The 24692-nt window shown below is 57.8% G+C and carries 22 protein-coding genes; 15 read left to right on the plus strand and 7 right to left on the minus strand.

The annotated features are described in order from the left end of the window. The 4 genes from dnaA (at position 1) to ACZ1HH_RS00020 (ending at position 4596) form a co-directional block, all read left to right on the plus strand. Complete coding sequence (gene dnaA, locus ACZ1HH_RS00005) at positions 1-1413, plus strand: chromosomal replication initiator protein DnaA (protein WP_011537372.1); 1413 nt, start codon at positions 1-3, stop codon at positions 1411-1413. Between the two features lie 281 nt (positions 1414-1694). Further along, a complete protein-coding gene (gene dnaN / locus ACZ1HH_RS00010) occupies positions 1695-2816 on the plus strand; it encodes a DNA polymerase III subunit beta (RefSeq protein WP_011537373.1) in 1122 nt (373 codons plus the stop codon). A gap of 65 nt (positions 2817-2881) precedes the next feature. Continuing rightward, positions 2882-3979, plus strand: coding sequence for a DNA replication/repair protein RecF (gene recF / locus ACZ1HH_RS00015; RefSeq protein WP_472636972.1), 1098 nt, complete (start codon positions 2882-2884; stop codon positions 3977-3979). Further along, positions 3976-4596 carry a LysE family translocator gene (locus ACZ1HH_RS00020; RefSeq protein WP_472636973.1) on the plus strand — a complete coding sequence of 207 codons (621 nt, stop codon included), beginning with the start codon at positions 3976-3978 and terminating at the stop codon, positions 4594-4596. The genes recF and ACZ1HH_RS00020 overlap by 4 nt, the downstream gene beginning before the upstream one ends. Here ACZ1HH_RS00020 and ACZ1HH_RS00025 read toward each other — a convergent pair. Next, complete coding sequence (locus ACZ1HH_RS00025; RefSeq protein WP_011537376.1) at positions 4589-5176, minus strand: TetR/AcrR family transcriptional regulator; 588 nt, start codon at positions 5174-5176, stop codon at positions 4589-4591. The two genes, ACZ1HH_RS00020 and ACZ1HH_RS00025, sit on opposite strands and share 8 nt — an antisense overlap. 115 nt (positions 5177-5291) lie before the next feature. Between ACZ1HH_RS00025 and ACZ1HH_RS00030 the strand changes: the two genes are divergently transcribed. Continuing rightward, the gene (locus tag ACZ1HH_RS00030) at positions 5292-5885 is read left to right on the plus strand and encodes an NAD(P)H-dependent oxidoreductase (protein ID WP_472636974.1); all 594 of its coding nucleotides are present in this window, start codon (positions 5292-5294) and stop codon (positions 5883-5885) included. Between the two features lie 85 nt (positions 5886-5970). Then, entirely contained in the window at positions 5971-8388 is a 2418-nt protein-coding gene (gene gyrB / locus ACZ1HH_RS00035; RefSeq protein WP_416367660.1) for a DNA topoisomerase (ATP-hydrolyzing) subunit B, read from the plus strand. On the opposite strand, the gene radC is transcribed toward gyrB, so the two are convergent. The 3 genes from radC to dnaK all read right to left on the minus strand — a co-directional run bounded on the left by radC (position 8385) and on the right by dnaK (position 12461). Next, entirely contained in the window at positions 8385-9161 is a 777-nt protein-coding gene (gene radC, locus ACZ1HH_RS00040; RefSeq protein WP_472636975.1) for a RadC family protein, read from the minus strand. The two genes, gyrB and radC, sit on opposite strands and share 4 nt — an antisense overlap. A 137-nt stretch (positions 9162-9298) precedes the next feature. Next, positions 9299-10456 (minus strand): molecular chaperone DnaJ, encoded by a 1158-nt coding sequence (dnaJ, locus tag ACZ1HH_RS00045; RefSeq protein WP_011537380.1) that lies wholly within the window; start codon positions 10454-10456, stop codon positions 9299-9301. A gap of 76 nt (positions 10457-10532) precedes the next feature. Continuing rightward, positions 10533-12461 (minus strand): molecular chaperone DnaK, encoded by a 1929-nt coding sequence (gene dnaK, locus ACZ1HH_RS00050; RefSeq protein WP_011537381.1) that lies wholly within the window; start codon positions 12459-12461, stop codon positions 10533-10535. A 206-nt stretch (positions 12462-12667) separates the two neighbouring features. Between dnaK and ACZ1HH_RS00055 the strand changes: the two genes are divergently transcribed. After that, positions 12668-13270, plus strand: coding sequence for an alpha-ketoglutarate-dependent dioxygenase AlkB family protein (locus ACZ1HH_RS00055; RefSeq protein ID WP_011537382.1), 603 nt, complete (start codon positions 12668-12670; stop codon positions 13268-13270). Positions 13271-13286: 16 nt separating this feature from the next. On the opposite strand, the gene ACZ1HH_RS00060 is transcribed toward ACZ1HH_RS00055, so the two are convergent. Continuing rightward, entirely contained in the window at positions 13287-14108 is an 822-nt protein-coding gene (locus ACZ1HH_RS00060) for an ABC transporter permease (protein ID WP_044026970.1), read from the minus strand. Positions 14109-14228: 120 nt separating this feature from the next. On the opposite strand from ACZ1HH_RS00060, the gene cysQ reads away from it, so the two are divergent. The 8 genes from cysQ (at position 14229) to ACZ1HH_RS00100 (ending at position 23302) form a co-directional block, all read left to right on the plus strand. Beyond that, the gene (gene cysQ / locus ACZ1HH_RS00065; RefSeq protein ID WP_472636976.1) at positions 14229-15026 is read left to right on the plus strand and encodes a 3'(2'),5'-bisphosphate nucleotidase CysQ; all 798 of its coding nucleotides are present in this window, start codon (positions 14229-14231) and stop codon (positions 15024-15026) included. Continuing rightward, positions 15027-15827, plus strand: coding sequence for a 3-deoxy-manno-octulosonate cytidylyltransferase (locus tag ACZ1HH_RS00070; protein WP_472636977.1), 801 nt, complete (start codon positions 15027-15029; stop codon positions 15825-15827). A 150-nt stretch (positions 15828-15977) separates the two neighbouring features. Then, positions 15978-16871, plus strand: a complete 894-nt coding sequence (gene galU, locus ACZ1HH_RS00075) for a UTP--glucose-1-phosphate uridylyltransferase GalU (RefSeq protein WP_011537386.1) — start codon at positions 15978-15980, stop codon at positions 16869-16871. Positions 16872-16972: 101 nt separating this feature from the next. After that, positions 16973-17956 carry a UDP-glucose 4-epimerase GalE gene (galE, locus tag ACZ1HH_RS00080; RefSeq protein ID WP_168610107.1) on the plus strand — a complete coding sequence of 328 codons (984 nt, stop codon included), beginning with the start codon at positions 16973-16975 and terminating at the stop codon, positions 17954-17956. Positions 17957-17972: 16 nt separating this feature from the next. After that, positions 17973-19034, plus strand: a complete 1062-nt coding sequence (locus ACZ1HH_RS00085) for a glycosyltransferase family 2 protein (RefSeq protein WP_416369355.1) — start codon at positions 17973-17975, stop codon at positions 19032-19034. Between the two features lie 138 nt (positions 19035-19172). Beyond that, the gene (locus ACZ1HH_RS00090; RefSeq protein ID WP_472636978.1) at positions 19173-20159 is read left to right on the plus strand and encodes a glycosyltransferase family 2 protein; all 987 of its coding nucleotides are present in this window, start codon (positions 19173-19175) and stop codon (positions 20157-20159) included. Continuing rightward, the gene (locus ACZ1HH_RS00095) at positions 20156-21856 is read left to right on the plus strand and encodes a DUF5927 domain-containing protein (protein ID WP_472636979.1); all 1701 of its coding nucleotides are present in this window, start codon (positions 20156-20158) and stop codon (positions 21854-21856) included. Before ACZ1HH_RS00090 ends, ACZ1HH_RS00095 begins: the two co-directional genes overlap by 4 nt. A 6-nt stretch (positions 21857-21862) precedes the next feature. Next, positions 21863-23302, plus strand: a complete 1440-nt coding sequence (locus ACZ1HH_RS00100; protein ID WP_472636980.1) for a nodulation protein NodH — start codon at positions 21863-21865, stop codon at positions 23300-23302. A 73-nt stretch (positions 23303-23375) separates the two neighbouring features. Here the strand turns inward: ACZ1HH_RS00100 and ACZ1HH_RS00105 are convergent, their stop codons facing one another. Together ACZ1HH_RS00105 and hpf are read right to left on the minus strand one after the other, a co-directional pair. Then, positions 23376-23840: a PTS sugar transporter subunit IIA gene (locus tag ACZ1HH_RS00105; protein WP_011537392.1), complete on the minus strand. Its 465-nt coding sequence runs from the start codon at positions 23838-23840 to the stop codon at positions 23376-23378. A 55-nt stretch (positions 23841-23895) separates the two neighbouring features. After that, complete coding sequence (gene hpf, locus ACZ1HH_RS00110; RefSeq protein ID WP_011537393.1) at positions 23896-24459, minus strand: ribosome hibernation-promoting factor, HPF/YfiA family; 564 nt, start codon at positions 24457-24459, stop codon at positions 23896-23898. Between the last annotated feature and the right edge of the window lie 233 nt (positions 24460-24692).

Here is a 24692-nt window from a genome sequence, read left to right on the forward strand (position 1 = left end):
ATGACAGACGACACATGGGGTCTATTAAGAAAACGTTTGCTAAAAACGGTCGGGCAGAACAACTTCACCACTTGGATCGAGCCGCTTGAGCTGGACCAGGTGGATGGCGGCGTGGCGACGTTCCACGTGCCCACAAATTTCATGGGGAATTATGTGAGCCAGAACTTTGCAGATCTGATCCTGCATGAGTTCAACAAATCTGGCGAAGCTGTACAGCGACTGGCGTTCAAGGTCGCGGCCAATTCTCCGACCCGCCCGGTGCAACCAACGATGTCCGAAGCGATCGAGGAACCTGCCCCGCTTCAGACAACCGTTGTGGATCAACTGGGCAATCAAGAAGGGAATACGTCTGTGAAATCGCCGCCAGAAGACCTTCAGGCAGCGCCGCTTGACCCCCGTTTCACATTCGACAGTTTTGTGGTCGGCAAACCCAACGAGCTGGCACATGCGGCCGCGCGCCGTGTGGCCGAAGGTGGCCCGGTGACGTTCAATCCGTTGGTCCTTTATGGCGGCGTGGGTCTTGGTAAGACACACCTGATGCATGCGATCGCCTGGGAGTTGAAAGAGCGCAATCCCGAGCTGAACGTCCTGTATCTTTCCGCCGAACAGTTCATGTATCGGTTTGTTCAGGCGCTGCGCGAGCGCAAGATGATGGATTTCAAACATCTCTTCCGCTCTGTTGATGTGCTGATGGTGGATGACGTGCAGTTCATCGCCGGCAAGGATTCTACCCAAGAGGAGTTCTTCCATACCTTCAATGCGCTGGTGGACCAGAACAAGCAGATCATCATCTCCGCCGATCGCGCACCCGGCGAGATCAAGGATCTCGAGGATCGCGTAAAGTCGCGCCTGCAATGTGGTCTGGTGGTGGATCTGCATCCAACCGACTACGAACTGCGTCTGGGCATCCTTCAGACCAAGGTGCAGCAGAACCGCAAGAACTACCCGGATCTGAAAATCGCAGATGGTGTTCTGGAGCTGCTTGCGCACCGGATCTCGACCAATGTGCGCGTGCTCGAAGGCGCGTTGACACGCCTGTTTGCGTTCGCATCCCTTGTGGGCCGCGAAATCGACATGGACCTTACGCAGGATTGTCTTGCGGATGTGCTGCGCGCCTCCGAGCGCAAGATCACCGTCGAGGAAATCCAGCGCAAGGTGTCGGAGTATTACAACATCCGGATGTCGGATATCATCGGCCCCAAGCGCCTGCGGTCTTATGCGCGCCCGCGTCAGGTGGCGATGTATCTGTGCAAACAGCTGACCAGCCGCTCGCTACCGGAAATCGGGCGCCGTTTTGGTGGTCGGGATCATACCACCGTTATGCATGGTGTGCGTCGCATCGAAGAGTTGAAGACCATCGACGGCCAGATCGCCGAGGATGTGGAGATGCTGCGCCGCTCGCTCGAGGCGTAATGCACCGGTAGAATTGGCAGGCTGCGCCTCAACAGGTCTGCCAAGGTTTTTGCGGCCCCGGATGCCCACCGGGGCCGTTGCCATTTTTGGCGCGGCAATTGAGACGCATCTTGGATTGTTTTGCGACTTTGTGGTCGGGTGCGTCGCTCTGCTCTTGACGCTCCGCTCAATCCCTTGGAGAAATCAATAAAAACCTTGTGTTGAAGGGTAGGAACGTTAATCTGCCGCTCCGCTCGAACCACATGTTTCCAAAGACTGCCAGCCGAAGAGGATAGAGGGAAATGAAGATCAGCATTGAACGCGCAACGCTTCTGAAGGCTGTGGCCCAGGCGCAGTCGGTGGTTGAGCGCCGCAACACCATTCCGATCCTCGCCAATGTCCTGATCGAGGCCGAAGGCAGTGATGTGATGTTCCGCGCAACCGACCTCGATATCGAGGTCGTCGACAAGGCGCCCGCACAGGTGGAGCGTGCAGGCGCCACCACCGTTGCGGCCACCACATTGCATGAGATCGTGCGCAAGCTGCCCGACGGGGCACTGGTCACGCTTGATGCCGACGCGGCCAGTGGTCGCCTCACCGTGGAGGCTGGCCGGTCGAATTTTTCGCTGGCAACGCTGCCGCGAGAAGATTTTCCGGTTATGGCGACGTCGGAGTATCACTCCAACTTCACGGCAAATGCCGCCATGTTGCGGCGCCTGTTTGACAAGTCAAAGTTTGCGATCTCCACCGAAGAGACGCGCTATTACCTGAACGGTGTCTATATGCATGTGGCCACCGGTGAAAGCGGTGGCAAGGCGCTGCGCTGTGTGGCAACCGACGGGCACCGTCTTGCGCGTATTGATGCGGATTTGCCGATGGGTGCCGAGGACATGCCAGGCGTGATCGTGCCCCGCAAGACTGTGGGTGAGTTGCGCAAACTCCTCGACGAGGACGACATGGATATCGCTGTCTCTGTCTCAGAAACCAAAGTGCGCTTTGCCACGCCCAATATCACTCTGACATCCAAGGTGATTGATGGGACTTTCCCCGATTACACCCGCGTTATTCCGGTCGGCAATACCCGCCGTCTGGAGGTGGATGCCAGTGAGTTTGCGAAAGCTGTGGACCGGGTTGCCACGGTGTCTTCAGAGCGGTCACGCGCGGTAAAGCTGCAACTTGATGAAGATCGGCTTGTGTTGTCGGTGAATGCGCCTGACAGCGGTGCGGCCGAAGAAGAGCTGGCTGTTGCCTATAGCGACGAGCGGCTGGAAATCGGGTTTAACGCGAAATATCTTCTGGAGATTGCCAATCAGGTTGATCGAGAGAATGCCGTGTTCATGTTCAACTCTTCTGGTGATCCGACATTGATGCGCGAAGGCAGCGACGAAAGCGCGGTCTATGTGGTCATGCCGATGCGCGTCTGACCGGTGTTGCAACGGGTCTGACGGCCCGGCCTCCGGCGGAGGTATTTTTGAAAAGATGAAGCCCCGTGTTGGCACTGACGTCCCTGTTCATGTCTCACTTCCGCTCGCATTTGCGGGCGGATTTGCATTTGGATACGCGCCCGGTCGCGATCCACGGCAACAATGGTGCGGGCAAGACCAATATCCTTGAGGCAGTATCGTTGTTTTCCCCGGGGCGGGGGCTCCGGCGCGCCTCCGCGGCAGATATGGCGCGCCAGCCAGAGGCCCTGGGATGGAAGCTTCGGGGTGTGCTTCAGTCCTCCGGCCAGGCCTATGAGGTGGAGACCTCGTCTGAAGTTGGTAACGCCAGACAGGTCAAGATCGACAACAAGAGTGCAAGCCAGGTTGCGCTCGGGCGGATCGCTCGCGTTGTCTGGTTGGTTCCGGCGATGGATCGCTTGTGGATCGAGGGGGCTGAAGGGCGGCGGAGATTTCTCGATCGCATCGCGCTCAGTTTTGATCCGGATCACGCTGAGGCAAGTCTTTCCTATGAAAAAGCGATGCGGGAGCGCAATCGCCTGCTAAAGGACAACGTCCGGGATGCGGCATGGTATCGCGTGCTTGAGGGACAGATGGCCGAAACCGGTTTTCGCATCCATGAGGCCCGTATGGATGCGGTGGCACGGCTGACAGCGGCTCAAGCTGAGGCAGAGACCGCATTTCCGGTGGCGCAGTTGCAGCTTGTGCAGGCAGAAGGGGATATGCCCGCCAGTGCCGAAGCGCTGCGCGAAATGCTGGATGCAGGACGGATGCGCGATCTGACGGTTGGGCGAACTCTGGTCGGGCCACACCGAAGCGATTTGATTGGCACCTTCTTGGCCAAGGGGTTGCCAGCAAAGGATTGTTCCACAGGAGAGCAAAAGGCGCTGTTGGTCTCCTTGATCCTCGCCAATGCGCGCGCGCTGCAGGCACAGGAAGGGGCGGCCCCGATTCTGCTGCTGGACGAAGTGGCGGCGCATCTGGATGCGGGGCGGCGGGCCGCGCTCTATGACGAGATTTGCGCGTTGGGCACGCAGGCCTGGATGACGGGCACGGGACCTGAGCTGTTTCAAGAATTGGGCTCCCGCGCGCAACATTTGACCGTGAGCGATCGGGGCGGGACAAGCGAGGTTACACTGCAATGAGTCTGAGCCTTTGGGATCTGGTGATTTATGCCAGCGCTGTTTTTGTGCTGTTTCTGACGCCCGGACCGGTCTGGCTGGCCTTGGTGGCGCGGGCGATGTCTGGTGGATTTCACGCTGGGTGGCCGTTGGCGCTTGGAGTGGCGATTGGCGATGTGGTCTGGCCTCTGGTCGCCATCCTCGGAGTCGCGTGGATTACCGCAGCCTCAGCCCAGATTGCACTGGTCTTGAAAGGCGTCGCCGTTCTCGTGTTTGTGCTTATGGGACTCTCGACAATCCGCAGTGCGGGTCAGCCGATTTCAACAAACAGGCGTTTGACCAAGCCCGGACGATGGGCTGGGTTTGTGGCGGGCGTGATTGTTATTCTTGGCAACCCGAAGGCTGCCTTGTTCTATATGGGGATCTTACCCGGGTTCTTTGATCTGTCGCAGGTGGCATCGGCAGATATTGCCCTGATCTGCGCGGTTTCCATGGCAGTGCCGCTGATTGGAAACGTGATGCTGGCCGGATTTGTGAGCCAGGTGCGGGTGCTTCTATCGTCTCCGGTGGCGTTACGACGCATGAATCTCGGTGCCGGCTACCTGTTGATCGCTGTCGCCTGCATAATCCCCTTCACTTGAGGAGCCATTGCTCAAGATAGGGCACAAGAGCCTTTGACGGCGGTGGGGTGTTACTGTGTTCCATGCAGAAACCCGTTGCAAGGACATGGTTGAGAAAGCCCTGTATGCCTTCCGCCAGAAGCTCGGGATTGCCGTTTTGGGAAATCTGCCCCTTGGCCTGCATATTGGTTATCCAACGGATGAACAGTGCGATCTGGCGCAGGAAGCCTTCGGTGACGACTTCTTCGATTTCGGCGCCAGTGGTGCCGGAGTAGCGTAGCAACAGATCAAAGATGATCCGATCCTGGGATATGAAATCCAAGAGTGGCGCGAGTCGCTGCGCGATTTCTGCCGGGCTACTTGGTGCAGGTGCGTCTTCCATGTCCTCAATGTAGCGCATGACGCGCGCGCCCAGGATCACTGCCAGCAATCCGTCCTTGTCTCCGAAATGAGAAAAGAACGTGCCCTTTGCAACGCCGGCCTGCGCAACCACGTCTTCGACCCGCAATGCAGAAACACCATGTGAATCAATTATTTCTGCGGCAACCGTCAGCAGTTTAGCACGTGTTTCTAGGCGTCTTCTCTGCGGCGCGCGACCCATGTCTGAATGTCTCCCACATTTAATAAATTGACCAGGGTCAAAAATAAACTTGACCGCGGTCACTTATGGGGTCATTAAATTGACCGAAGTCACATTTAGCAATGCGGAGCCACAAATGTCCACGCGAAAGATTCTCGTTCTGAATGGCCACCCCGGTCAAAACTCGCTCAATAAATCCCTTGCCGATGCCTATCGGCGTGCTGCCGAAGCCGCCGGGCATGAGTTGCGGTATCAGGATCTGTCCCAGATGCAGTTCGATATGGATTTTGGCGAGGGGGGCTATCACGACACAAAGCCGTTGGAGCCCGCGCTGCAATCCTTTGTGGCAGATCTCGAATGGGCGGAGCATCTGGTGGTGACCACGCCACTTTGGTGGGGGGCGTTCCCAGCAAAACTCAAAGGTCTGTTTGACCGGGCGCTGTTGCCGGGGCAGGCGTTTGACACGCGCAACACAAACGCCTTTGGTGTGCCTGCGCCGATGATGACCGGCAAGACCGCACGCGTCATGCTGACCAGCGACACGCCGTCCTGGTTCCTGCGTCTGATCTACGGCAATGCCATCAAGAAGATCATGTCACGTCAAATCCTCGGCTTTGTGGGCATCAAGCCTGTGCGCTACACCAGCTTTGCGGCGGCCTCACATCCCAAGCCCGGACAGGCGGATCAATGGCTGAAAACAGTGGCTAATCTGGGGCGTGCGGCAGCGTGATTCAGCCAAGAAAAAAGGGGGCTTGCGCGTGACATCTCCCCTCGGAACGCGTATAAAATCCGAAAGCAAGAATAGGATCACGTGAATGTCCGAAAACGAGCAAGCCCCAGCAGAATATGGCGCAGATTCCATCAAGGTTCTCAAGGGGTTGGAGGCCGTGCGCAAGCGGCCTGGCATGTATATCGGCGACACCGATGACGGCTCCGGTCTGCACCACATGGTTTACGAAGTCGTCGACAACGGCATCGACGAGGCGCTGGCCGGCCATGCGGACCGGGTGACGGTCACGATCCACGCCGACTCCAGCGTCTCCGTGAGTGATAATGGTCGTGGTATCCCGGTTGATATCCACGCCGAGGAAGGCGTCTCCGCAGCAGAAGTCATCATGACCCAGCTGCACGCGGGCGGTAAGTTCGACAGCAATTCCTACAAGGTTTCCGGCGGCCTGCACGGGGTTGGCGTATCCGTTGTGAACGCGCTGTCGGATTGGCTCGAGCTGCGCATTTGGCGCAATGGCAAAGAACACGTCGCTCGCTTTGAGCGCGGGGATACCGTGAAACACCTCACCGTGGTGGGGGATTGTGGCGATCGCACCGGGACCGAAGTGCGCTTTTTGGCGTCTACCGATACGTTCTCGAACCTCGAATACTCCTTCGAGACACTGGAAAAGCGCCTGCGTGAACTGGCGTTTCTCAACTCCGGGGTGCGGATCGTGGTGGCGGACGAGCGCCCGGCCGAACGTCTGGAGAGCGAGCTTTTCTACGAGGGCGGCGTCAACGAGTTCGTGAAATACCTCGATCGCTCCAAAACCCCGGTGATGGATGCCCCGATCTATATCAAGGGCGAAAAAGACGACATCGGCGTTGAGATCGCGATGTGGTGGAATGACAGCTATCACGAGACGGTTCTGCCCTTCACCAACAACATTCCTCAGCGTGATGGAGGCACCCATGTCGCGGGCTTCCGTGGCGCGCTGACGCGGACCATCAACAGCTACGCGCAATCCTCCGGCATCGCGAAAAAGGAGAAAGTCTCCTTCACCGGCGACGACGCGCGCGAAGGCCTGACTTGTGTGCTCTCTGTCAAAGTCCCGGATCCCAAATTCTCGTCCCAGACCAAGGACAAACTGGTCTCCTCTGAGGTGCGCCCGGTTGTAGAGAGCCTGATGGGGGAAAAACTTGCCGAGTGGTTCGAGGAAAACCCCAACGTTGCCAAGCAGGTGGTCGGTAAGATCATCGAAGCGGCTCTGGCGCGCGAGGCCGCCCGCAAGGCGCGCGAACTCACACGTCGCAAAACCGCGATGGACGTGAATTTCCTCGCCGGAAAGCTCAAGGATTGCTCGGAGAAAGACCCCGCCAAGACCGAAGTCTTCCTTGTCGAGGGGGACTCTGCGGGGGGCTCGGCGCAGACTGGACGCGATCGCCAAACCCAGGCGATCCTGCCCTTGAAAGGTAAGATCCTGAACGTGGAACGCGCGCGCTTTGATCGGATGCTGTCGAGCCAGGAAATCGGCAATCTCGTGATGGCGCTGGGCACGGGCATCGGCCGTGACGAGTTCAACATCGAGAAACTGCGCTACCACAAGATCGTCATCATGACCGACGCGGACGTGGATGGGGCGCATATCCGGACGCTGCTGCTCACGTTCTTCTATCGCCAGATGCCGGAACTCATCGAAGGTGGCTATCTTTATATTGCGCAGCCGCCGCTTTATAAGGTCAGCCGTGGCAAGTCCGAGGTGTATCTCAAGGACCAAGCCGCGATGGACGACTATCTGATCAATCAGGGCGTCGACGGCGCGTTGCTGCGTCTGGGCGACGGGTCCGAGATTGCGGGTCAGGATCTCACGCGTGTCGTTGATGAGGCACGCCGTCTGAAGCGTCTTTTGGACGCGTTCCCGACGCATTACCCGCGTCACATCCTTGAACAAGCTGCCATTGCTGGGGCTTTTGTGCCCGGTGCGGTGGATGCGGATCTGCAGGGCGTTGCGGATAAGGTTGCGGCACGACTTGATTTGATCGCGCTGGAGTATGAGCGTGGCTGGCAGGGCCGTATCACGCAGGATCATGGCATCAGGCTGGCACGTATTTTGCGCGGGGTTGAAGAGGTCCGCACATTGGATGGCCCGATGCTGCGCTCTGGCGAAGCACGCAAGACCGGTAGCTTCACCAAGTCGCTCCAAGAGATTTACGGCGCCCCGGCCATACTGCATCGCAAGGATCGTCAGCAAGCGATCTACGGTCCTCTAGATCTCCTTAAGGCGATTTTGGAGGAAGGTGAAAAAGGTCTGACTCTCCAACGCTACAAGGGTCTGGGCGAGATGAACCCCGATCAGCTCTGGGAAACGACGCTGGATCCTGATGCAAGAACCCTGCTGCAGGTTCGTGTCGATGACATGATCGAGGCAGATGACCTCTTTACCAAGCTGATGGGCGACGTGGTGGAGCCGCGCCGCGAGTTCATCCAGAAAAACGCCCTGAGTGTCGAAAACCTCGACTTCTAAAGCAGGCCTTCGGAGCGAAAGGACAGCTCGTCCGACGCCCCGATGATCAGGTGGTCATGTAGCGTGATGTCGAGTGCGTCGAGCGCGGCCTCTACCTTGCGGGTCATGCCGATATCCGCCTGAGAGGGTGTCGGATCACCGGACGGATGATTGTGGACTAAAATCAGGGCGCTGGCGTTGAGCTCCAGCGCCCTTTTTGCGACCTCTCGCGGATAAACCGGGACGTGATCCACGGTGCCACGCGCCTGTTCTTCATCCGCGATCAAGATGTTCTTTCGGTCCAGATAGAGCACGCGGAACTGCTCTGTCTCACGATGCGCCATCGCTGTATGGCAGTAATCCAGCAGTGCATCCCAGCTTGCGATCACCTGGCGTTGAAGGACACGCGATCGCGCCATGCGCTGAGCTGCGGCCTCAAATATCTTGAGATCACAGATTACAGCCTGTCCGATGCCTTGCACCTCAGCGAGCCGCTCCGGAGAGGCGGTCACAACGCGGTTGAGATCACCAAAACTGGCAAGAAGCTGATGCGCCAAGGGCTTCACGTCCTTGCGTGGAATGGAGCGAAAGAGGATCAGCTCCAGAAGTTCATAGTCTGGCAGGCCGATTGCCCCTGCGCTCATGAAGCGTTCGCGCAAACGGGCGCGATGATCTCTGATGTAGGATGGGATCCGCCCCTGCATGATGGGCAGGAGAGGCGCCTCGTCACTGTCGCCATTCGCGCCCTCAAAGAGAGGCAGCATCTGTTCCTCAAAGCGTTCTGATTTCCCCATGCTGCCATGGTGTCGCCTTAATGGTTATCAAAGTGTTAACAGCGTTGGCGCAGATCGTGAGACTACCAAAAAGAAAAACGCCCCGAAGGGCGTTTTGAAGATCAAGACGGGCCAGATGGCCCGTCAGAGGGGGGTAATCACCCTTTCATTCCGTCCCAGAAGCTCTTGACCGAGGAGAAAAAGCTGCGCGTTTCAGGGTTGGTGTTTTCCTCTGAAATCTCGTCAAACTCCTTCAGGATCTCCTTCTGGCGCGGCGTCAGGTTGACAGGTGTCTCTACCGCAAGTTCGATGAACATGTCACCGGTCCCACCGCCACGCAGCGCAGGCATGCCTTTGCCTCGTAGGCGCATCTGGCGGCCCGACTGGCTGCCTTCGGGGATCTGGACACGCCCGCGACCACCGTCGATGGTGGGCACCTCGATCGCGCCGCCCAGCGCCGCCTTGGCCATGGAGACAGGAACCCGGCAGTGAAGGTTGTTGCCTTCGCGCTCAAAGAGTTCGTGGCGTGCGACCTCGATAAAGATGTAGAGATCGCCCGGAGGTCCACCACGCAGGCCTGCCTCGCCTTCGCCAGCGAGACGGATGCGGGTGCCGGTTTCAACACCTGCAGGAATGTTCACCGAGAGCGAGCGATCCTTTTCAACGCGGCCATGACCGTTACAGGTCTTGCAGGGGTTTTTGATCATCTGGCCCAGACCCGAACAGGTCGGGCAGGTCCGTTCCACCGTAAAGAAGCCCTGCTGCGCGCGGACCTTCCCCATCCCCGAACAGGTCGGGCAGGTTGTTGGCTCTGCGCCGCCCTCGGCACCTGTACCCTCACAGGAGGTGCAACTTACGGAGGTGGGCACGTTGATGGTCTTGTGAAGGCCGGCAAAGGCTTCCTCAAGCGACAGGCGCAGGTTGTAGCGCAGGTCCGCGCCGCGAGTTGCGCGCTGACGCGCGCCCGCGCGCCCGCCACCTCCGCCCATGAAGTCGCCAAAGAGGTCGTCAAAGACATCCGAAAAGGCAGAGGAGAAGTCCCCTCCAGGGTGACCGCCTGCGCGTCCACCGCCTCCGCCACCCATGCCGTTTTCAAAGGCGGCATGACCATAGCGATCATAGGCTGCCTTGCGTTCCGGATCTTTCAGAACGTCATAGGCCTCATTGGCTTCTTTGAACTGGGCTTCTGCGTCCGGGTTGTCCGCATTGCGATCCGGGTGCAGCTCTTTGGCCTTCTTGCGAAAGCCCTTTTTGATTTCGTCGGCGCTGGCCCCCTTAGAGACACCGAGCACCTCGTAATAGTCACGTTTTGACATCGGAAAATCCCTTCTGCCTCAACGAAAGAGGGCCGGTCCGGGATCGGACCGGCCCATCTTTGGCCAAGGTGCTGCCTTAGCGCTTGTTGTCGTCCAGATCTTCAAACTCGGCATCAACGATGTCGTCGTCACCGGGGCCTGCGGAAGCATCTTCATCAGCGGCAGAGGGCTCGTCCGCGCCACCTTCTTCGGCTTGTGCCTTGTAGATCGCCTCGCCCAGACGCATCGCCGCTTCGGTGACGTTCTGGATCCCGGATTTGATCTTCTCGGCATTCGCCTTGTCGCCTTCGAGATCGTCTTTGAGCGCCGCAATCGCCAGTTCAATCGCCTCGATGGTCGAGGGATCAACCTTGTCGCCGTGATCTTCGATCGATTTCTCGGTCGAGTGGATCAAGCTCTCGGCCTGGTTGCGTGCTTCGATGAGCTCGCGACGTTCCTTGTCAGCCTCGGCATTGTCCTCGGCGTCCTTGACCATCTTTTCGATGTCCTCGTCGGACAGGCCACCAGACGCTTGGATGGTGATCTTCTGCTCTTTGCCGGTGCCTTTGTCTTTGGCGGACACCGAAACGATACCGTTGGCGTCGATGTCAAAGGTCACTTCGATCTGAGGCATGCCGCGCGGTGCGGGCGGGATGTCTTCGAGGTTGAACTGACCGAGCATCTTGTTGTCGGCTGCCATTTCGCGTTCACCCTGGAATACGCGAATGGTCACGGCGTTCTGGTTGTCCTCGGCGGTGGAGAAGACCTGAGACTTCTTCGTCGGGATCGTGGTGTTGCGGTCGATCAGGCGGGTGAAGACGCCACCAAGGGTTTCGATGCCGAGCGACAGCGGGGTCACGTCGAGAAGAACAACGTCCTTCACGTCACCCTGCAGAACACCAGCCTGAATGGCGGCGCCCATGGCAACCACTTCGTCCGGGTTCACACCCTTGTGCGGCTCCTTGCCAAAGAATTTGGTCACCTCTTCGATGACCTTCGGCATGCGGGTCATACCACCGACCAGAACCACCTCGTCAATGTCGGACGCGGACAGGCCAGCATCCTTCAGCGCGGCGGCGCAGGGCTTCATGGAGTTCTTGATCAGATCGCCCACGAGGCTTTCGAGCTTTGCGCGGGTCAGTTTGATGACCAAGTGCAGCGGCTGGCCAGACGACGGGTCCATCGAGATGAACGGCTGGTTGATCTCGGTCTGCGAAGAGGACGACAGCTCGATCTTGGCTTTCTCTGCCGCTTCTTTCAGACGCTGAAGCGCCATCTTGTCTTTGGTCAGGTCGACGCCATGCTCTTTTTTGAACTCATCCGCGAGGTAGTTCACGATGCGCATGTCGAAGTCTTCACCACCGAGGAAGGTGTCACCGTTGGTGGATTTCACTTCAAACAGGCCATCGTCGATCTCGAGGATGGTAACGTCAAAGGTACCGCCACCAAGGTCATAGACTGCGATGGTCTGGGTTTCGGCCTTGTCGAGGCCATAGGCCAGCGCCGCTGCAGTCGGCTCGTTGATGATGCGCAGCACTTCGAGGCCAGCGATCTTGCCGGCGTCTTTGGTGGCCTGGCGCTGAGCGTCGTTGAAATACGCAGGAACGGTGATGACCGCTTGCGTCACTTCTTCGCCAAGATAGCTCTCGGCGGTTTCCTTCATCTTACCAAGGATGAAGGCGGAAATCTGGGAGGGGGAGTACTTCTCGGACTTCGCTTCGACCCATGCGTCGCCATTGCCGCCGTTGATTACGGCGAAGGGCAGATTTTTCTTGTCCTTGGCGAGGTCGCTGTCGTCAAACCGACGGCCAATGAGGCGCTTCACACCAAAGATGGTGTTGTCCGGGTTGGTCACGGCCTGGCGTTTTGCAGGCTGTCCAACAAGGCGCTCTTCATCGGTGAAGGCAACGATTGAAGGGGTGGTGCGTGCACCCTCGGCGTTTTCGATCACGCGCGGCTGAGAGCCGTCCATGATGGCAACGCAGGAGTTGGTGGTCCCGAGGTCAATCCCGATCACTTTGCTCATTGTGTTCGATCCCTTTACTTCATAAGGCGATTACCCGAAGCCGAAACCCGTTTTGGCATTCCGGCCCCGATTCAGTTGCGGTAGGAACAAGATCCGACCGCTTCTCGGCGTATATAGGGAGCGAAATTCACCCCTGCAACCGCGCGATTGCCCCGTCATAGGCAATTATCAGCGGTTTTGCGACAAACAGAGTAAAGATAGGGTAAATGACACGGCTGAAGGTGCGTGGATTCGAAATCCATAAGGGATTTCTATCAGTGCAGGCCCAAAAGGAGCTGATCTCAGCGCTGCGTCCAGTGCTACGGGCGGCCCCTTTATTTTCGCCCGAGGTTCCAGGGGGCGGGCAAATGTCCGTGCGGATGACCTCTGCGGGAGAATATGGCTGGTTCAGCGATCCCAGCGGCTATCGCTATGAAGGCAAACATCCCTCGGGGCGTAAGTGGCCGGAGATCCCGTCAGAAGTTCTAAACGTTTGGACCACTCTCGTTGATCGAGAGCGCCTCCCCGATTGTTGCCTCTTCAACTACTATGGAGAAGGCGCGCGGATGGGACTTCATCAGGACAAGGATGAAGCGGATTTCTCTTTCCCTGTGGTGTCGATTTCTCTGGGTGACGATGGGCTGCTGCGCCTTGGGGGTACCTCGCGCAAAGAAAAGACCCAGACGGTTTGGCTCAATTCGGGAGATGTTGTGGTAATGGGTGGCGAGGCTCGCCTCGCGTATCACGGGATCGACCGTATCCGGTTCCGCTCCTCGCGCTTGCTGCCTAAAGGGGGGCGCGTGAACCTGACGCTGCGCGTTGTAACGTAGTGGGAGTGTCGCAGGATTAGCGCCGTGCACCCCAGCTGAGCGAGACCGCGCGTCTTGTGTAAAACTCTCCCATCAGCCCCAAGACGAGGAAGATAAGCGCAAGCCACATGGTGTACTCCCACCAGGTGACATGGGGGTTATAGTTGATGAAGATGTAGCCACGTGCCTGATCGATCGTATGGAACAGAGGGTTCCAGATGAACATTGGCAGCATGTAGCCCGGCAGGGTGTTCGCCAGCACCATTTTGCCTGAAAACAACATGTTGGAGCGCTGGTAAATCGTTGAAATGATCCCGATCGCACTTGGCATCCAGGGTTTCAGAACATAGAGTACCAGGCCGATTGCAGCCCCGGAGGCCCAGGCCAATAGCAGCATGCCAAAGGCGGGGACCGGCTCCTCGATGTGGATCGGGGTAAATGCGACATGATACGCAAAGAGAATGATCAACATCGACAACACTTGCAGATAGAGCGCCCCAAGGGCCGCCGACAGGATTGCGATGGTTGTGTTCATCGGGGCGTGCTGCATCATGGGGCTCGAGGCCCCTTCGGCACCAACCACGGCGCCCACGGTTTTGGTGTGGGTCATGAACAGGAACACGCCGGACATCATGTAGAGTAGAAAGTCGCCCCGGATGGCGGCACCCTTGATGCCCATGACCGTGAACATGAAGTAGAAAAACATCACGAACAGCACAGACTGGATGATGTTGATCCCGAGCGCCATAAAGGCGTTGTTGTGCTTCGACCGCACGCTGCGCACCACTGAATGAAAGACAACTTCACTCAGCGTGATGGCGCGGGACAGCGGTGACTTATCGGTGCGATATCGAAACATGGCCTCAGAATTCAGCAGCAAGTGGCTTATTCTCACATGGATTTCTTGCTGATCCATTGAGAAGCAAGCATAAGAAGCGCAAACCATTGTGGCAATAAGTAGGTCTTTGGGAGACTCCGAGTGAATTATGATGATCTGGTAGTGGTGATGCGGCGCTTGGCCCTGGAAGCGGGCGACAAGATCATGGAGATCTACAACTCCGATGATTTCGACGTGAAGCAGAAATCAGACGATAGCCCTGTTACCGTTGCGGACGAGGCGGCAGACGCATTGATCTCGGCGGGGCTGCGCTCGGCTTTTCCGGACGTGATGCTCGTCACCGAAGAGCAAGCCGAGTCTCATAGCGCAACAGGCGATACATTCCTGATTGTTGACCCTCTGGACGGCACCAAGGAATTCATCAATCGCCGTGGCGACTTCACCGTCAATATCGCCTATGTCGAGGCAGGCGTGCCCACGCGCGGTGTGGTCTACGCGCCCGCCAGAGACCGTATGTTCTACACTCTTGCCGATGGATCAGCGGTCGAGGAAAAAGGCCCCTTCAGCAAGAATGAAGTGGGCGAGACCACGGCGCTCAAAGTGGCTGAGAGCGACAATAGCGCTCTGCTGGTGGTCGCGTCGAAATCCCACCGCGATCAGGCCACAGACGATTACATCAACAAATACAGCGTGAAAGACACCCGCAGCGCAGGGTCTTCGTTGAAATTCTGCCTTGTTGCGACGGGCGAGGCCGATCTTTATCCGCGCGTTGGCCGCACGATGGAGTGGGATACGGCGGCAGGGCATGCTGTTCTTGCGGGCGCGGGTGGCCGCGTTGTGCGTTTTGATGATCACAGCCCGCTGCGGTACGGCAAGGAAGGGTTTGCGAACCCGTTCTTTATCGCCCACGCGCCTGCGGTCGAGTTGAAAGACGCGTAAATGTCTGTTCTGATTGTCATTCCCGCGCGCTACGCCTCTACACGGTTTCCCGGTAAGCCTTTGGCTGAGCTGACTGGTGCTACAGGTAAGACACGGTCGCTTATCGAGCGCTCCTGGCGTGCGGCCTGCGCCGTGAATGGCGTGGACCGCGTGGTGGTTGCAACAGATGACGATCGCATCAAAGCGGCGTCAGAAGCCTTTGGGGCTGAGGTCGTAATGACCTCAGAGACATGCGCCAATGGTACCGAGCGCTGCGCCGAGGCGCATGCAGCCCTCGGGGGAGGCTATGAGGTGGTGGTGAACCTTCAGGGCGACGCCCCACTGACACCGCCTTGGTTCATCGAGGATCTGATCAATGGCCTTCAGGCGGCAGAAGGAATGGGGCTGGCGACGCCCGTGCTGCGCTGTGATGGCGCCACGCTCAACAGCTTGCTGGAGGATCGCCGTGCTGGGCGCGTTGGGGGAACCACTGCGGTCTTTGGGGCAGACCATAGCGCGCTCTATTTTTCCAAGGAAGTGATCCCATTCCAGTCTGGCAGTTATACTGACACAGAGGGCACTCCAGTCTTTCATCACGTTGGCGTATACGCCTACCGCCCGGACGCGCTTCTGGCCTATCCCACGTGGCCAGTTGGTCCGCTTGAGACACTAGAAGGCCTCGAACAGCTGAGGTTCCTGGAGAATGGCCGTAAGATTCTCTGTGTCGAAGTCGATGCAAGAGGACGGGAGTTCTGGGAGCTGAACAACCCAGAAGATCGGCCGAAAATCGAAGAAATGATGCGAAAAATGGGCGTCGAATAGGCGAATGCCCGCGAAATAGGCGAATTTTCTCGCCTTGGGTCGGAAACCTGTGACGCCGTCACAGGATTGCGATAGAGTTATGTTACTGTGGTGGAAGAGTTGAGCCAGACCCAGTTCCAAGTCGTCTTTGATAGACCAACGAGAGTGTAAATGCCTAGAAAAGTTACAAAAGCTATTTTCCCTGTTGCCGGTCTTGGCACGCGTTTTTTGCCTGCCACGAAGTCTGTGCCCAAAGAGATCATGACTCTCGTTGACCGGCCTCTCGTGCAATATGCCATCGACGAGGCGCGCGCTGCTGGCATCAAGGAATTCATCTTTGTGACATCTCGCGGCAAAGGGGCGCTTGAAGACTATTTCGACCACGCGCCTGTTCTGGAACAGGAACTGCGCAAAAAGGGCAAGGATCAGCTTCTCGAAGTTCTCAAGGCGACCAATATGGGATCAGGAGATATTGCCTATATTCGTCAGCACAAGGCGCTGGGATTGGGCCATGCGGTCTGGTGCGCGCGCCGTCTGATCGGGGATGAGCCATTTGCGGTGATGCTGCCTGACGATGTGATCGCGGCCGACAAGCCCTGCCTTCAGCAGATGGTCGAAGCCTATGCTGAAACCGGCGGCAACATGGTGGCAGCGATGGAAGTTGCGCCAGAGAAAACGTCGTCTTACGGGATCCTCGACGTCAAGGATAGCAAGGATGCCGTGATGCCGATCAATGCGATGATCGAAAAGCCGAGCCCCGAAGAAGCGCCCTCGAACCTCGCAGTGATCGGGCGTTATATTTTGTCGCCTTCGGTGCTTCAGAATCTCAATAAGCGCAAACAAGGGGCGGGCGGGGAGATCCAACTGACCGACGCGATTGCGGAGGATATTGCGCGGGACGTGCCGGTTTGTGGCTACCGTTTCAAAGGGCGCCGCTTTGATTGTGGCTCCAAGTCTGGGTTCTTGCAGGCTACGGTGGCCTTTGCGTTGGAACGTGAAGAACTGCGCGATGATCTCATGGAGTATCTTTCGACCCTGTCGGCCCATCGACAGGCTGCTGAATAAGCTTTACCGCGTTTTAAACGATCAAGCCTGCTCCCTTTGAAAAAGGGGGGCGGCTTCTGAGAAAATCATAGCAGAATTCCAAAGCCGGGAGGCAGACACGCATGGCCAATGTGCTGGTCACAGGAGGGGCGGGCTACATTGGCTCGCACGCATGTAAAGCTCTGAAACAGGCAGGCTATACGCCAGTCACATATGACAATCTGGTCACGGGCTGGCAGGATGCGGTGAAGTTCGGCCCCTTCGAACAAGGCGATCTGACCGACCGGGGCCGCCTTGATGAGGTGTTTGCACAATATAAACCCGTGGCCGTGATGCATTTTGCAGCCCTGAGCCAGGTGGGCGAGGCGATGTCCGAGCCGGGACGGTATTGGGCGAACAATGTTGGCGGCTCGCTCTGCCTGATTGAGGCAGCCGTGGCGGCAGGATGTCTGGATTTCGTCTTTTCGTCCACCTGCGCGACATATGGCGAGCACGACAATGTGGTTCTGGACGAGAATACTCCGCAGCAGCCTTTAAATGCCTATGGTGCGTCCAAGCGGGCGGTCGAGGATATCTTGAAAGACTTCGAAGCCGCGCATGGCCTGCGCAGCGTGATCTTTCGGTATTTCAATGTCGCGGGCGCAGATCCTGAGGCCGAGGTGGGAGAGTTCCACCAGCCTGAAACCCATTTGGTGCCACTGATGATTCAGGCGATCAAAGGCGAGCGGGCGGCGCTTACTGTGTTTGGGACCGACTATGACACCCCAGATGGCACCTGCATTCGCGACTATGTCCATGTCTGCGATTTGGTGGATGCTCATATCCTTGGCCTGAAATGGCTTGAGGATGGCAAAGGCAGCCGCGTGTTCAACCTTGGCACCGGCACCGGGTTTTCCGTCAAGGAAGTGCTGTCGCATTCTCATGCCGTAACGAATACCGAAGTGCCGCATGTCATCGGCCCGCGCCGTGCGGGCGACTGTACCAAGCTGGTGTCCGGCTCGGTGCGCGCTGGAGAGGAACTGGGCTGGGAGCCGAAGCGCTCCACCATGGACCAGATGATCTCTGACGCATGGCGCTGGCACCAAAGCGGCTACTACGAGCGCTGAGGTGAGCGCACCGCCGATGCCCAAGATCTCGCTGATGGCCGCCTACCGGTTGCGCCTGAAGCGGCGGCGGTGTCTGTGGCGGGCCTATCGGGCAAAGCGACAGCTTCGGTGCATCGTCGACAACACCACCAACATAGGGCGCAATGATATTCTCGTGGTGGTGGTGCTGCGCAATGAAGCGCAGCGCCTACCATATTTTCTGGATTATTATCGTCGGCTTGGCGCAGCGCATTTTCTGGTGGTGGACAACACGAGCGAAGATGGCAGCCTTGCCCTGCTGCAACGCGAAGCCCGGCGTGGCGATCTCTCGCTTTGGCAAACCCACGACAGCTATCGCGCGAGCCGCTTTGGGATTGATTGGTCGGGCTGGTTGCTGATGCATTACGGCAGTGGTCATTGGTGCCTGACGGTCGATGCCGACGAGCTGCTCGTCTATCCCGGCATGGATCAGATGGACTTGCCAATGCTCACGCAAAGACTGGATCAGATTGGGCTGGAGGGATTTGGCGCGCTGATGCTTGACCTCTACCCAAAGGGGCCGCTCGGCACTCAAGAGTATCGCGCTGGGCAAGACCCGACAGAGGTGCTCCGGTGGTTTGATGCGTCACCCTATCACGCTGTGCGGCAGGCCCCGCAGGGCAACCTTTGGCTTCAGGGTGGCGCGCGGGCGCGCATGTTCTTTGCTGACACCCCAGAGCGGGCTCCGACGCTCAACAAGATCCCGCTCATGCGATGGCATTGGCGCTACGCTTACACGAATGCGACGCATGCGCTTTTGCCGCCTCGGCTCAACGCGATTTATGGTGGGACCGAAGGACAGGCACCTTCGGGCGTGCTCCTTCACACCAAGTTCCTGCCAGAAATCGTAAGCAAGTCGAAACAGGAGCGCAGCCGCGCAGAGCATTTCCACAACCCGACCCTCTTTGAGGGGTATTACGCACAGATTGAAACCAAGCCTGATTTCTGGCATCCAGATTCACAAGAGTATCACAGCCCCGAACAGTTGGCCGAGCTCGGGCTTTGTCGGGGATTTGACGCGCGTACCACCGTTGCGGGTGGACAACGTAACCAGTTCTAAACACATTGTTTCCTATTCGTGGACATGACATATTGATGCGACCTTGCGTGGCTTGAGGCGAGCCATGCCTGTATCGGGGTCTTGGGGCAGACTCCGAAGAGCGGGGACACAGATTTGGGGCTTTGGGATTCTTACCGGATGCGGATCAGGCGCAAGCGCCGGATCCTGCGTGCGTTGCGCAAGTCCCGAAACCTGCATTGCGTGCAAAATAATACCTCTCGCATCCGCCCGGGCGATATTCTCCTCGTCTGCACCTTTCGTAATGAACAGATCCGCCTGCCCTATTTTCTGCAGTATTACCGCAGCCTTGGGGTGAACCACTTTCTGTTCATCGACAATGGATCCACCGATGGGGCACAGGGCTATTTGGCTGGCCTGCAGGATGTATCGGTCTGGAACGCGCAAGGCAGCTATAAGCGCGCCACCTTTGGTGTCGACTGGGCCAACGCCCTACTGCGCAAATATGGTCACGGGCACTGGTGTCTCGTGGTCGATGCGGATGAGCTTTTTGTTTATCCGTTCTGCGATACGCGTCCGATCCGGGCGCTGACCGATTGGCTCGACAGCTCTCAGATCCGCAGTTTCTCGGCCATGCTGCTGGATATGTATCCCAAAGGTCGTGTGGATGAGGTGCCGTATAAGCCCGGTCAGGACCCCCTTGAGATCACGCAGTGGTTTGACAGCGGCAACTATTCGATCACGCGCAACAAGCGCTATGGTAACTTGTGGATCCAAGGCGGGCCTCGGGCGCGGGTGTTTTTTGCCGACCGCCCCAAACTGGCGCCTGCCCTCAATAAAATCCCTCTGGTCAAGTGGGATCGGCGCTATGCCTACGTCAGCTCCACCCACATGCTTTTGCCGCGCGGGCTCAATCAGGTCTATGAAATCAATGGTGGCGAGAAGGCCAGCGGGATCCTGATGCATACGAAGTTCCTCGACACTTTTCCGGCCAAGGCGGAAGAGGAGTTGAAGCGGCGCGAACATTATGCAGGGTCGGTCGAATACCAGGCCTATGTCAAAGAAGCCGAGAGCAGTCCGGAGCTTTGGTGCAAGTGGAGTGAGAAATACATCAACTGGCGCCAGTTGGAAATTCTTGGCCTCATGTCCAAAGGAAACTGGGCATGAGCAACGTTGGCGTGATCATGTTGGTGCATACGGCCCTCGAGCGGGCCGAGCAGGTCGTGCGCCACTGGACCGCCGCGGGCTGCCCAGTAGTGCTGCATGTAGACCGGCAAGTGAGCAAACAGGTGTTTCAGGAGTTCTGCGCGCGCCTGAAAGACGATCCTCTGGTGCGCTTTTCGCGCCGCCACAGATGTGAATGGGGGACCTGGGGCATTGTGGCCGCCTCTCAAAGCGCGTCTGAATTGATGCTCTCCGAGTTCCCGGATGTGAGCCACATCTATCTGACCTCCGGGTCCTGCCTGCCGTTGCGCCCGGTGAAAGAGCTGCAGACCTACCTCGCGGCCCGGCCCGATATTGATTTCATCGAAAGCGCCACAACCTCGGATGTCCCATGGATCGTTGGGGGTCTCAGCACCGAGCGCTTTACGATGCGGTTTCCCTTCTCCTGGAAACGGCACCGCAAGCTGTTTGATCGCTATGTCCGGCTGCAACGGAAACTGAAGTTGCGACGTCGGATCCCGGCCGGATTGGTCCCCCACATGGGGAGCCAATGGTGGTGCCTTACTCGACGCACTTTGACCGCCATTCTCACGGATGCCGAGAGAGCGCGGTATGACGCGTATTTTCGTCACGTCTGGATCCCGGACGAGAGCTACTATCAAACGCTTGCCCGGCTCCATTCCGACAATATCGAGAGCCGGTCACTGACCCTTTCGAAGTTCGACTATCAGGGCAAACCGCATGTGTTCTATGACGATCACCTGCAACTCTTGCGGCGTTCCGACTGTTTTGTCGCGCGCAAGATCTGGCCGCATGCAGAGCGGCTCTATCAGGCCTTCCTGTGCCCATCGGCCACTGACATCAACCGCACAGAGCCCAATCCGGGCAAGATCGACAGGATTTTTGCCAAAGCGGTGGAGCGTCGCATCCGAGGGCGCAAGGGGCTCTACATGCAGAGCCGCTTTCCCGCCAAAGGAGTCGAAAGCCCGCAGACCTGTGGGCCGTATTCGGTGTTTCAAGGTTTTTCCGAATTGTTTGAGGATTTTGAAAGCTGGCTGGCGCGCGCAACCGGTGCGCGCGTGCATGGCCATCTTTTTGCGCCTGAACGGGCCGAATTCGCGGGGGAGCAGAGGCTGTTCAACGGCTGTCTGAGCGACAGTGCGCTCCTGCGTGATCGAAACCCCCAGAGCTTTCTGTCGAACCTGATCTGGAACACACGCGGCGAGCGGCAGTGTTTCCAATTCGGACCCCATGACACCCAGAGCATCAACTGGTTTATCGCGCAGGACAGCAATGCGCAGATCTCGGTGATCTCTGGGGCATGGTCTGTGTCCCTGTTTAAGACTAACCGAAGCTTTAGCGATCTTAGGCGCGAGGCGGCAAAGCTGCAGCGCATTGAGGCTGAGCATCTCAAGATCTTGCGAGGGCGCTGGACCCATGCCCGGATCCGGGTCTGGAGCATGGCGGAGTTTATCGAGGCGCCGATGGAAAACCTGCAAACCATCGTGGATGAGATCGGTCCCATGTCCCGTAGCCATATCCTAGAAGCGCCGCAGATGGTGGATCTCACAGGGTTTGGCCAGTTCCTGCAAAATCTGAAAAATCAGGGGATGCACCCCTATTTGATGGGGGATTTCCCCGCGCGCTCTGCGCCAAAGCAACCCATGCGCCAGGCGCGCAAAACCTATATCGTGAAGTAATCCCTGATGTCCGCCGATTTCACATCCTTCGTGGTGCTGGCAGAGATGCGCACCGGCTCAAACTTTCTCGAAGCCAATCTGAATGCTCTTAGAGGCGTGAGCTGTCTGGGAGAGGCGTTTAATCCTCATTTCATTGGCTATCCAAACCAAGAGTCCATCCTCGAGGTTTCCAGAGAAGCACGCGATGACGATCCGCATGCGCTCGTGGACGCGATCCACGCGGCGGAGGGGCTGTGCGGCTTTCGCTATTTCCATGACCATGATCCCCGGATCCTTGAGAGGATCCTGAACGACCCGCAGGTTGCCAAGATCATTCTGACCCGGAACCCGCTCGACAGCTATGTATCGTGGAAGATCGCTCGGACGACAGGGCAGTGGAAGCTGACCAATGTAAAGCGGCGCAAGGAGGCCAAGGCGGTCTTTGATGCAGAGGAATTTGGCGCCCATGTGGATGGCCTCCAAGAATTCCAGATCGCTGTCTTGAACCAATTGCAACGCACAGGGCAGACGGCGTTTTATGTCGCTTATGAGGATCTTCAGAGCCTTGAGGTCATGAATGGTTTGGCGACTTGGCTAGGGGTGGATGCGCGGCTCGATGCGCTGGACGACAGTCTAAAACGTCAAAACCCCGCGCCCGTCATTGCCAAGGTCGAAAACCCCGAGGAAATGACCGAGGCCCTTGCGGGGATGGACCGGTTCAACCTCACACGCACGCCGAATTTTGAGCCACGCCGCGGTCCCTCCGTTCCCGGATATGTTGCGGGAGTGGTGACGCCGATCCTCTATATGCCAGTGCGGAATGGGCTTGAGTCTCATGTGAGCGAGTGGATCGGGGGGCTCGACAAAGTCCCGGCCGAAGGGTTGATCACCGGCATGAACCAAAAGCAGCTTCGCCAGTGGCGTTATGCGAATCCGGGGCACCGCAGTTTCACGGTTGTGCGTCACCCATTGGCGCGTGCGCACCATGTGTTCTGTACCAAGATCCTGCCGAATGGGCCCGGAAGCATGAAGCATATCCGCAATACGTTGCGGCGCCAATTTCATCTGGATATTCCGCAAGATGGCATTGATGTTGGCTATTCTCGCGAGAGACACCGTCAGGCGTTTGGGCAGTTTTTGACATTTCTCAAGTCCAACCTTGCGGGCCAGACCGCGATCCGGGTGGATGCACGCTGGGCAAGTCAGGCGCAGAGCATCAGCGGATTTGCTGAGTTGGGTGCGCCGGATCTGATCCTGCGTGAAGAGGATCTTGCAACAGATCTACCGTGGCTTGCGCGCAAGCTGGGTCGGATGTCTCCGGCGGAAGTTCCCCCTGTGCCCGCGGATCAGCCGATCGCACTGGCGGAGATTTACGATGACGCGCTCGAGATCCTGTGCCGGTCGATTTACACCCGCGACTATTTGACGTTCGGTTTTGACAGTTGGTCGCCCAGGATCGAGCGCTAGCGCCTGATCCTGCCCGATCTCGGCGCAGGCCAGTTCGGGTTTTCTACTGCTTGGGTGCGAGGAAACGCGGGACTCAGGCCGCCTGTACAGACTGGCTTTCGGTCAGGATTGTGTACAGGGTCGCTGTATCCGGGTTTGCGCGCAGCTTGGTGCAAAAGCTCTGCTCGCGCAGGGTGCGAGAGACCAGCGCCAATGCTTTCAAGTGTTCCACGCCGGCATCAACGGGCGCCAGAAGCGCAAAAACGATGTCGACGGGTTGGCGATCAACGGCACCGAAATCCAGTGGCTTTTCCAAGGAGACATAGACACCCACCACCCGGTCAATGCCGCTCAGCCGAGCGTGCGGCAGGGCTACGCCATGGCCAACGCCAGTTGGACCCAGGCTTTCGCGGTCCAGCAATGCCTCAACGGTGAGCGATGCCTTCAGGCCATAGGCGGTTTGTGCGACCTCGGCGACTTCCTGAAACAGGCGCTTTTTGCTCGACGCCGCACCGATAACGCGGACGGCCTCCTGCGTGAGGATGTTCGAAATCTGCATTGCCACTGCTCCATTCGGGGTGAAGGGGCCTTATCTTGGCCCCTTCGGAATTCAATCAGGGATCGATCCAGCCGATGTTGCCATCTTCACGCCGATACACCACGTTCAGTCCGTCTTTACCTTCGTTGCGGAACACGAGAACCGGGGAGCCCGCAAGCTCCATCTGCATCACGGCCTCACCGACCGACAGAGACGGGATCTTGGTTTCCATCTCCGCCACGATAATGGGCTGCAGCGAGTCCGGTTCCTGGTCGGATTCCGCTTCTTCAGACGCGAGGATATACGAGCTCGCCCCCATAAGTTCAACCGGCTCGGCGCGATCGCGGTGATGGTCCTTCAGACGCCGCTTGTAACGGCGCAGCTGCTTGTCCATTTTTTCAAGGCAGCTTTCAAAAGACGCATAGATCTCAGTGGCATGGGCTTTGGCCTGACATGTCAGGCCGGTAGACAGGTGCACGATTGCTTCGCAGACAAATTCATGCGCGTTGCGGGAGAAAACGACCTGAGCATCGGTCGGTCGGCCTGCGTATTTCTCCAGAACCGCACTCAACTCAGTCTCTACGTGGGTTTGCAGAGATTCGCCGATGTCGATCTGTTTTCCGCTGACTTTGTAACGCATGTGATCTCCTTTTTGTTTTGCCCGGGTCCGCACAGCACAGTGCGCATGTTCGCACGGTCTATGTCAGGATCGCCAGGAAGGATGGGCACGAAATGCAATGTGCAGAAACCGGGATCCCGAAAGCGGGATCAAAGCGGAGACTGCTGCGGTTTGCACATGTGCCATACTTCAATTCGATGCCAAACCCCGGACGGAGTCAATGGAATTCAGACTGCATTTTTAAGTGTGGGACA

Source organism: Epibacterium sp. HA2-3, assembly GCF_055693725.2.